The sequence below is a fragment of the Flavobacterium tegetincola DSM 22377 genome (assembly GCF_000425485.1).
In the GTDB taxonomy this organism is placed as follows: Bacteria; Bacteroidota; Bacteroidia; order Flavobacteriales; family Flavobacteriaceae; genus Flavobacterium; species Flavobacterium tegetincola.
In genome coordinates this window covers 18,666-27,192 of sequence record NZ_AUDN01000035.1, presented here as the reverse complement: position 1 = coordinate 27,192, position 8,527 = coordinate 18,666, and the positions used below count along the sequence as shown (strand labels likewise).

At 34.8% G+C, this 8,527-nt stretch carries 9 protein-coding genes; 7 read left to right on the top strand and 2 right to left on the bottom strand.

Going from position 1 to position 8,527, the window contains the following annotated elements:
• A partial coding sequence (locus tag H602_RS18575) for an OmpA family protein (RefSeq protein ID WP_026978602.1) occupies positions 1-330 on the top strand: 330 nt, incomplete at its 5' end.
• 90 nt (positions 331-420) lie between these two features.
• On the opposite strand, the gene H602_RS0109300 is transcribed toward H602_RS18575, so the two are convergent.
• Positions 421-873 (bottom strand): 6-pyruvoyl trahydropterin synthase family protein, encoded by a 453-nt coding sequence (locus tag H602_RS0109300; protein ID WP_026977758.1) that lies wholly within the window; start codon positions 871-873, stop codon positions 421-423.
• A 133-nt stretch (positions 874-1,006) separates the two neighbouring features.
• Between H602_RS0109300 and rbfA the strand changes: the two genes are divergently transcribed.
• The 5 genes from rbfA (at position 1,007) to H602_RS0109275 (ending at position 4,191) form a co-directional block, all read left to right on the top strand.
• Complete coding sequence (gene rbfA, locus H602_RS0109295; RefSeq protein ID WP_026977757.1) at positions 1,007-1,399, top strand: 30S ribosome-binding factor RbfA; 393 nt, start codon at positions 1,007-1,009, stop codon at positions 1,397-1,399.
• A 1-nt stretch (position 1,400) separates the two neighbouring features.
• Entirely contained in the window at positions 1,401-2,600 is a 1,200-nt protein-coding gene (locus H602_RS0109290) for an ABC transporter permease (protein ID WP_026977756.1), read from the top strand.
• A gap of 136 nt (positions 2,601-2,736) precedes the next feature.
• Positions 2,737-3,420, top strand: coding sequence for a DUF4230 domain-containing protein (locus H602_RS0109285; RefSeq protein ID WP_084404231.1), 684 nt, complete (start codon positions 2,737-2,739; stop codon positions 3,418-3,420).
• A gap of 135 nt (positions 3,421-3,555) precedes the next feature.
• Positions 3,556-3,897, top strand: a complete 342-nt coding sequence (locus tag H602_RS0109280) for a type II toxin-antitoxin system RelE/ParE family toxin (protein ID WP_026977754.1) — start codon at positions 3,556-3,558, stop codon at positions 3,895-3,897.
• 3 nt (positions 3,898-3,900) lie between these two features.
• Positions 3,901-4,191 (top strand): helix-turn-helix transcriptional regulator, encoded by a 291-nt coding sequence (locus tag H602_RS0109275; RefSeq protein WP_026977753.1) that lies wholly within the window; start codon positions 3,901-3,903, stop codon positions 4,189-4,191.
• Between the two features lie 90 nt (positions 4,192-4,281).
• On the opposite strand, the gene H602_RS0109270 is transcribed toward H602_RS0109275, so the two are convergent.
• Positions 4,282-4,890: a superoxide dismutase gene (locus H602_RS0109270; RefSeq protein WP_026977752.1), complete on the bottom strand. Its 609-nt coding sequence runs from the start codon at positions 4,888-4,890 to the stop codon at positions 4,282-4,284.
• Positions 4,891-5,363: 473 nt separating this feature from the next.
• Here H602_RS0109270 and H602_RS0109260 point away from each other — a divergent pair, with 473 nt between their 5' ends.
• The gene (locus tag H602_RS0109260) at positions 5,364-8,513 is read left to right on the top strand and encodes a UvrD-helicase domain-containing protein (RefSeq protein ID WP_026977751.1); all 3,150 of its coding nucleotides are present in this window, start codon (positions 5,364-5,366) and stop codon (positions 8,511-8,513) included.
• Positions 8,514-8,527: the final 14 nt, after the last annotated feature.

The following is an 8,527-nucleotide window of genomic DNA, read 5'->3' as shown; positions in this document are numbered from 1 at the left end:
ATTGAATTTGAATTCAATAAATCAAACATAACCGCAGAAGGAGCATTTGAGTTGGACAAATTGGTTCAAGTTTTGAAAAACAATGAGAACATGGTGATCATGGTAAAAGCGCACACAGACAACCGTGGAAGCGATACATACAACATGAATTTATCAGATCGTAGAGCAAAATCTACAGTTCAATATGTAATCTCAAAAGGAATCGATAAATCACGCATCACAGGAAAAGGATACGGAGAAAGCGAACCAAAAATTGACTGTAAAGAAGCATGTACAGAAGAAGAACATGCAGAAAACAGAAGAAGTGAATTCTTAATCGTTAAGAAATAAGAACTCTCTTTTTAAAAGATTTACAGAAACCAAAAACCCCCGAAGTGAATGCTTCGGGGGTTTTTGGTTTTATGTAAAAAGGATTTTTAATTATAAGTTATCACTCGCAAACCACTCTGCAAACGATGACTCCGTTTCTTGTAATTTCAATGAAAATAAAGCGATATTTTCGGGTAATGTATTTTTAATTTTTTGTGCAAAATCAATTACCATGTTTTCACTCGTTGGCTGGTAATCCACTAAAATCACGTGATGGTCTCGTTGCATTAACTCTTTGGCCAACTCCACATGAGGTGTGTTTTGGTTAAAAACCGTTGCATGGTCAAACTGGTCAACGATTTCTTCCTTAACAATTTTCTTTAAATCGGTAAAATCTATTACCATCCCAAATTTTACGTTACCGGAATCAGTTATTGGTGTGCCAATTACCGTTACTGATAATTTATAACTATGTCCGTGAACGTTTTTACATTTTCCGTCATACCCATATAATGCATGACCCGTTTCGAATGTAAACTGTTTTGTGATGCGAATTTTACTCATTGTGATTAATTTTGATGCAAATTTACATTATTTTAAGTTGGATTTTGAAAAACTGAAACTTCATAGAACAAATTATTCGCCACTAACGCACTTCTAATTTAAGACATACGACTTAAAATTGTATTTTTGCAAAATGGAAACGAACAGACAGAAAAAAATAGGTGGAGTAATCCAAAAAGATTTAGTGGATATCTTGCAAGGGGAAATAAGAATGAATGGAATTTCAAATTTGGTAATATCCGTTTCAAAGGTGGTTGTAACTTCGGATTTATCTGTGGCAACCGTGCATTTGAGTATCTTTCCACAAGAAAAAGCTGCGGAAACTTTAGCGGCAATCAAAACAAATACGTCTTTAATTAAGCATGACTTGTCGCAACGTGTAAAAATGCAATTGCGAAAAGTGCCTAACTTAACATTCTTCATCGACGACTCATTAGATTACATCGAGAAAATTGACAATGCATTAAAAGGAGAAGAAAATCCGATTGAAAACCGTGACTTATTAGAGAAACGAAGAAAATACTAATTTGAATTTTTCACTTTACATCGCCAAGCGTTACCTCAAAAGTAACAGTAAAAATACCGCCATTAATACCATCAACTGGATTGCAAGTATTGGTATTATTGCTGGTTCGATGGCGTTGTTTGTGGTACTTTCGGTTTTTAGCGGATTGATTGATTTCAGTCTTTCCTTTACAAATACCATCGACCCGGATTTGAAAATCGTTCCGAAAACCGGGAAGTTTTTCGCCTTTAATCCCAATGAAGAGCAAGAATTATCGAAACTAAAAGACGTTGCTTTTTACAGCAAAACCCTCGAAGAACGCCTTCTTTTTACTTTTAACGGAAAACAGCAAGTCGCAAATTTAAAAGGTGTCGATACGTTATTTACAAAAGTAAGTACCGTTGAAGAAGGACTTTATGGCGGACAATGGATTGAGCCTGGAACGTTGCAAGTGGTAGTAGGTTACGGGATTTCCCAGAAACTTTCGATGGGATTGATGGACTTCAATAACGCATTTCAAGTTTTTGTTCCAAAGGCGGGAAAAGGAGAAATCAATAGTCCCGAAGATGCTTTTTTGACACAAACTCTGGTGCCAATTGGGATGTATGCCATTAGCGATGATATCGATTTAAAATATGTTTTTTGCGATTTGCCTCTAGCACAAGAAATGCTTTTTCTAAAGCAAAACCAACTTTCAGCAATTGAATTCAAACTGAAACCCAATGCGGATGAAGCGAAAGTCATGCAGGAATTAAGTGCCATTTTTAAAGACAAAGTAATTGTAAAAAATCGAGCACAACTTAACGATTCGCTTTACAAAATGCTGAATACTGAGAATATCGCGGTCTATTTAATATTCACCTTGGTGATTATCGTGGTGCTTTTCAACTTGATTGGAGCATTGATCATGATGATTTTAGAGAAAAAAGGAAACCTAAAAACCCTTTATAATTTAGGAACTGAAATTAAAAGCTTAAAAAATATATTTCTTTTTCAAGGAACGCTTCTATGTTTTATCGGAGCTTTAATCGGACTCTTTCTAGGAGTTGCAATTGTCTTGGCACAAGATTATTTCAAATTCATTATGATTACCGATACATTGGCTTATCCTGTTAAATTTACTGTTCAAAACGTGTTAATCGTATTGGCAACCGTAACGGTTTTAGGGTTTATCGCTTCTTATATTGCGGCAAGTCGGGTGAATAAAAAGTTGTTGGAGTAAGTTTCAAGAGCAATAGTAATTTCATAAATCAATTTTAATTCGTGTTTGAATAGTAATTATATTTTTACACTAATTCATTAAAACACGTAATAAATGCTGATGAAGGTTTCTTATCTTCGTATGAAATTCTAGCGCCATGAAGGAGTCTTCTGCAAATCAAAGTAAACCCGGATTTTTCAATAACGTAATTCGATTCTTGTCCGAGTCAAGAAGATGGATTCTTGTATTATTGTTAGCGATAATTGTTTATTTGATTTATCAATTATCAACAAAATCGAATAGCACTTCTTCGATTGAATACGACACCAACCTTATTGAACAGCAAATAAAAAACGTTGGAAAATTGGTTGTAACCGAAGGGCATTTTGCCGAAGTCATTACCTACAAAGACCAGAAAAAATACTTACTAGATATCATTTCGTTCGAGAAAAAAGCGCTTGTTGTAGTAAATGCCGAAGTAACCGTTTCATTTGATTTAAGCAAAATCACCTACGACATTGACGCTCCAAATAAAACATTGACCATAAAATTTATCCCAAAAGAAGAAATAAAAATCTATCCCGATTATAAATATTACGACGTGCAATCGACCAAATTAAATGATTTTACAGCTGAAGATTATAATAAAATAAACAAAACCGTCCGGGCTAATTTGGCTAATAAAATTGAGAAATCTTCTTTGAAAACCAATGCGAAAAACAGACTTGTGAGTGAACTTTCTAATATGTTACTACTTACAAAATCTATGGGCTGGAAATTACAATACGATGGAGAAGTAATTAATTCTGAAAGTGATTTTGAAGCGAAAGTAAAGGGATAAAGGTTTTTATTTCTGCGTGCTAGTTATTTAGTTTGTGCATTTGTTGTGCTTTCAATAAAAGAAATCTAGTCAGCTTTCAAAGCAATTTTATCAATTAAATTTTATTTCATGTAACTTTTAAGTTACATTTGTAATATGAAAGTGCGTGAAGTTATTGCCTATCTAAATTATTTTGAAGATTTTCTGCAAGAACAACCTAAGAAAGTTCAGGACAAAATTTTTAAGATTATTGAAGCCATTGAAACTCTAGAGCGAGTTCCTGCCAATTATCTAAAATCAATGGAGGGAACAAGCGGTTTATATGAAGCTAGAATTCAACTGGCTTCAAATATTTGGCGTGTCTTTTGTTTTTTTGATAGTGGTAAATTAGTAATCCTACTCAACGGCTTTCAAAAGAAAACACAAAAAACGCCAAAAGGTGAAATAGATAAAGCTTTGCGGTTAATGAAAAAGTACTACGAAGAAAAAAATAAATAAAACATGGAAACTAAAAGCTGGAAAGATATTAAAGATAGTGTTTACGGAGTAGAAGGTACAGAAAGAAGAGATGAATTAGAGCGAGACGTACAGGGATTCAAAGTTGGCTTGTTGCTAAAAAAAGCGCGTGAGGAAAAGAACTTGACTCAAAGTGAACTTGGCGACTTAGTAGATAAAAAGCGTGAATATATTTCTCGAATTGAGAATAACGGAAGTAACTTGACTTTAAAAACTTTATACGATATTGTTGAAAAAGGACTTGGAGGAAAAGTAAAAATTCAGATTGAACTGTAGTCAAGCGAGTTGGTGCTTTCATGAATTTAAGCACAAAAAAAAGCAGAAAACCGAAGTCCGCTGCTTTTCCAACTTTAAACCAATTAAAATTTATTTTTCTACTGCAAAACGTCTTGCAACTTCTGTCCAGTCAACTACATTAAAGAAAGCTTCAATATAATCCGGACGACGGTTTTGGTAATGCAAGTAATACGCGTGTTCCCAAACATCCATTCCTAAAATTGGCGTTCCACCACAACCTACTTCTGGCATCAATGGATTATCTTGATTTGGAGTTCCGCAAACATCAAGTTTACCATCTTTTTTCACACAAAGCCAAGCCCATCCTGAACCAAATTGAGTAGCACCTGCTTTGGCAAACTTCGTTTTAAACTCGTCAAAACTTCCAAAAGAAGCTTCAATCGCAGCCATTAACTCACCTTTAGGCTCTCCACCACCATCTGGCGACATTACCGTCCAAAACAAATTATGATTGTAAAAACCACCACCGTTGTTTCTAACAGCCGCGTTTTTTTTGTCTAAATTAATCAAGATGTTTTCAATCGTCAAACCCTCTAATTCAGTACCTTCAACAGCTGCATTCAAGTTTGTTGTGTATGCATTGTGATGCTTCGTATGGTGGATTTCCATAGTTCTAGCGTCAATATGTGGCTCTAATGCATCGTATGCATAAGGTAATTTTGGTAATTCAAATGCCATAATATGTATGTTTTAATGATTTATAAAAAATGTAACCAAAAATAAACAATTATCTTCACAATCAAAAATGCACCAACGTTATAATTTCTTTAAATAAAAAAAACACTCTTTTCTTGGAGCTATTTCGCGCTATCCACTTCAAGTCCTCATCAGCAAAGCTATTTTTCCAAAGTCCAGAAAGGAGCTTCCGCTGGTCGCTCTTTCTGGCCAGGAAAAATTAACTTTCCAGATTCCGGGCTTTCCGTTACTATCACGGCTAGGGGTTTAAGGATTGGAATAATAATTTCAATTTCAAAAACAATTTCAATTTTAAATTTGTGCAATTTTTATAGATAACCCGTTAACCAATTATTTTTACTTATTGAGTCAACCTGAAAATTTGTGCTAATTTGTGAAATTGGCGCTAAAAAAAGGATTGTACTATTTCTGTCCAATTTCCAAAAAAAGCACTATTTTTAGACAAAATACCAACCATGCAAAAACACGCTTTCTCCATTTACGACGCATCAGCCGGTTCCGGAAAAACCTTTAACCTCGTTAAGGAATATCTGAAAATTATCTTGTCTGCTAAAAAGAATGATGCGTATCGTTCCATCCTTGCCATCACATTTACCAATAAAGCGGTTCACGAAATGAAAAGCCGAATTGTAGGCAGTCTTTCTGAATTTATAAAAGACGAACCTTCAGCAAAAGCCCTACAATTAATGGACGTTTTAATTGAAGAAACCGAACTCGATGCCTCACAAATTAAAGCCAAATCACAAGAAATCATAAAGCATATTATTCACAATTATGCCGCATTTGATATTTCTACGATTGATAAATTTACCCACAAAGTCATCCGAACATTCGCTCACGATTTAGACCTTCCCATGACTTTTGAAGTTTCGCTTGATACCGAAAATCTACTAACGGAAGCCGTTGACGCCATCATCGCCGAAGCCGGAACCGATGAAATGCTTACCAAACTCCTCATCGATTTCACAATGGAAAAAACTGACGATGATAAAAGTTGGGATATTTCACGCGAAATTATGGATACCGGAAGATTAATTCTCAACGAAAACAATAGGGAAGAAGTCATTAATTTTCAAGGAAAGTCGATTCCTGATTTCATGGCAATCAAACAGAAATTAAAGGAAACGTGTAAAACGATTATCGAAGAAAACGCAAAACGTGCTTCTGAAATTTTGGAAACTTTAGAGAAAAATGGTGTTGATTTAAAATCGTTTTCAAGAGGAACTTTCCCCAATCACGTTACAGGAATTTCGCAGAAAAACTTTAATCCTTTAAATAAACGTTACCACGAATTTGAAGATATCGCCATCAATAAAACTGCAAAAGATAGAGCGATTATTGAAAATTTGATTCCGCAAATGTTATCGCAATTGCAAATTATTTATGAGCAATTTGCCCAACATGATTTTTACAAAGCGTTTCTAAAAAACATTACACCACTTTCGTTGCTGAATACGTTGAGTAACAAATTAGCCGATATTCAAAAGGAACAAAACATACTTTCGATTGCTGAATTTAATGCCATTATTCACAAGGAAATTCAAAAGCAACCCGCTCCATTTATTTACGAAAGAATGGGCGAACGCTACAAGCATTTCTTTATTGATGAATTTCAGGATACTTCAGAAATGCAGTTTCAAAACCTAATTCCGTTAATCGATAACGCTTTAGTAAGTGAAGATTTGCAAGGCGAAAGAGGTTCGTTAATGATTGTGGGCGACCCAAAACAATCCATTTACCGTTGGCGTGGCGGAAAAGCGGAACAATTTATTGAATTGAGTAAAGACGCAAATCCATTTGGGAATCCCGATAAAACCGTCGTTCATTTAGAAGATAATTTCCGCAGTTATTCGCAAATTATCGAATTCAATAATGATTTTTTCAAATACATTTCAGGCGAATTTGAACACGAAGATTACAAAGATTTGTATGAAAACCATAGTCGTCAGAATGTCAAAGATAAAATTGGTGGTTATGTAAATGTCTCGTTTTTGCCAAAAAAAGAGAAATCTGAAGAGGAAGATGAACTGACGCAGGATGATTTATATGTCATAAAAACATTAGATATTATTTTAAAAGTGCAGCAACAAGGTTATTCGTATAGCGACATTGCGGTTGTAGTTCGTCATAATAAGGACGGTGTGGCTGTTGCCAATTATTTGACAGAAAACGAAATTCCAATTCAATCTTCGGAAACCTTATTGATTGCAAATGCGACTGAAGTGCAGTTTTTAATTCACGCGTTGAATTACTTAAAAAATGCGAACGACCTCGAAGCCAAAGCGTATTTTCTGTATTATGTTGGTTTTTACAATTTGCCACCTTCGGAAATTCATGATTTCATTGCCAAGGGAATGAGTTTTAAGATTGAAAAGGAATTAGAAGAATGGTTGGAAACTTTTGAAATGAAATTATCTTTTCAAAATATTCGCAAGAAAGCATTGTATGAAACCGTGGAATTATTGATTTCGAAATGCATTCCGGTGTCCAAAAATAACGCGTATTTGCAATATTTCCTGGACATCGTTTTGGAACGCGACATTAAAAACCAAGCCGGAGTTGCCGACTTTTTAGAATATTGGGAAAAGAAAAAAACGAGTTTCAGCATTCCTTCGCCGGAAGGCAATAATGCGGTTCGAATTATTTCCATTCATAAATCGAAAGGATTGGAATTTCCAATTGTGATTTTCCCCTTTGCCGATGAAAATTACAGTCGACAGCGAAAAGACAAATTATGGGTCGATAATGAAACGGAAACGTTCGATTTACAAAGAGTTTTAATCGATAATAATAAAGCGGTTGAAGGATTTGGCAATGCTGCAAAAACTGTTTTCGACCAGAAAGCACAAGAGCAATTGCTTGATAATATTAATGTTTTGTACGTTGCCTTGACGCGTCCCGAAGAACAATTGTACATTATTTCGCAATACGAGACTTTGAATTCAAAAGGAGAGTGGCCCAACACCACTTCTTCGTATTTGCTGAAATATTTGGACAGCCGACATATTTTTGAAGAAGGAAAATTGGAATATGAATTTGGCGTTGCCAAGAAATATTCAGGTGAAAAGAAAGCGGCCAATTTGCCAAAGAAAATTACAAGAGTTGCGGAAGTTTTGCCCATCGAAAATATAAAAATCGCACAACGCGAATCCTTAATGTGGGGAACTTCGCAACAAGATGCGATTACTTATGGAAATATAATCCACGAAATTTTGTCTTATATTCATACTAAATCGGATATTGATTTGGCCTTGCAAAAAGCGTTGGAAAACGGATTAATTGCAGGAACGCAAAAGGATATTGTTGAGAAAACAATTCGGGAGATTGTAAATCATACGGATTTGAGTTTGTTTTTTGACGAAAACAGTACGGTTTTTAATGAGCAGACGATTATTCAAAAGCACGGAAGTTTAGTAAAACCCGATAGAATGGTTTTGAAAAACAACACCGAAATGTATTTATTGGATTATAAAACCGGGAAACATGAACCCAAATACCACAAACAATTGCAGAAATACCAAGACGCAATTGAGCAAATGGGCTACAAAGTGATTAAAAAGTCCATCATATACATTGGCAACGAATTTGAAATTGTAAATTTGTAAAAAATAAAAACACA

Bases quoted from the DNA above. Each gene is read 5' to 3' on its own strand.
- H602_RS0109300 (WP_026977758.1), bottom strand. From the start codon at position 873: ATGAGTAAAATTCGCATCACAAAACAGTTTACATTCGAAACGGGTCAT.
- rbfA (WP_026977757.1), top strand. From the start codon at position 1,007: ATGGAAACGAACAGACAGAAAAAAATAGGTGGAGTAATCCAAAAAGAT.
- H602_RS0109285 (WP_084404231.1), top strand. From the start codon at position 2,737: ATGAAGGAGTCTTCTGCAAATCAAAGTAAACCCGGATTTTTCAATAAC.
- H602_RS0109280 (WP_026977754.1), top strand. From the start codon at position 3,556: ATGAAAGTGCGTGAAGTTATTGCCTATCTAAATTATTTTGAAGATTTT.
- H602_RS0109275 (WP_026977753.1), top strand. From the start codon at position 3,901: ATGGAAACTAAAAGCTGGAAAGATATTAAAGATAGTGTTTACGGAGTA.
- H602_RS0109270 (WP_026977752.1), bottom strand. From the start codon at position 4,890: ATGGCATTTGAATTACCAAAATTACCTTATGCATACGATGCATTAGAG.
- H602_RS0109260 (WP_026977751.1), top strand. From the start codon at position 5,364: ATGCAAAAACACGCTTTCTCCATTTACGACGCATCAGCCGGTTCCGGA.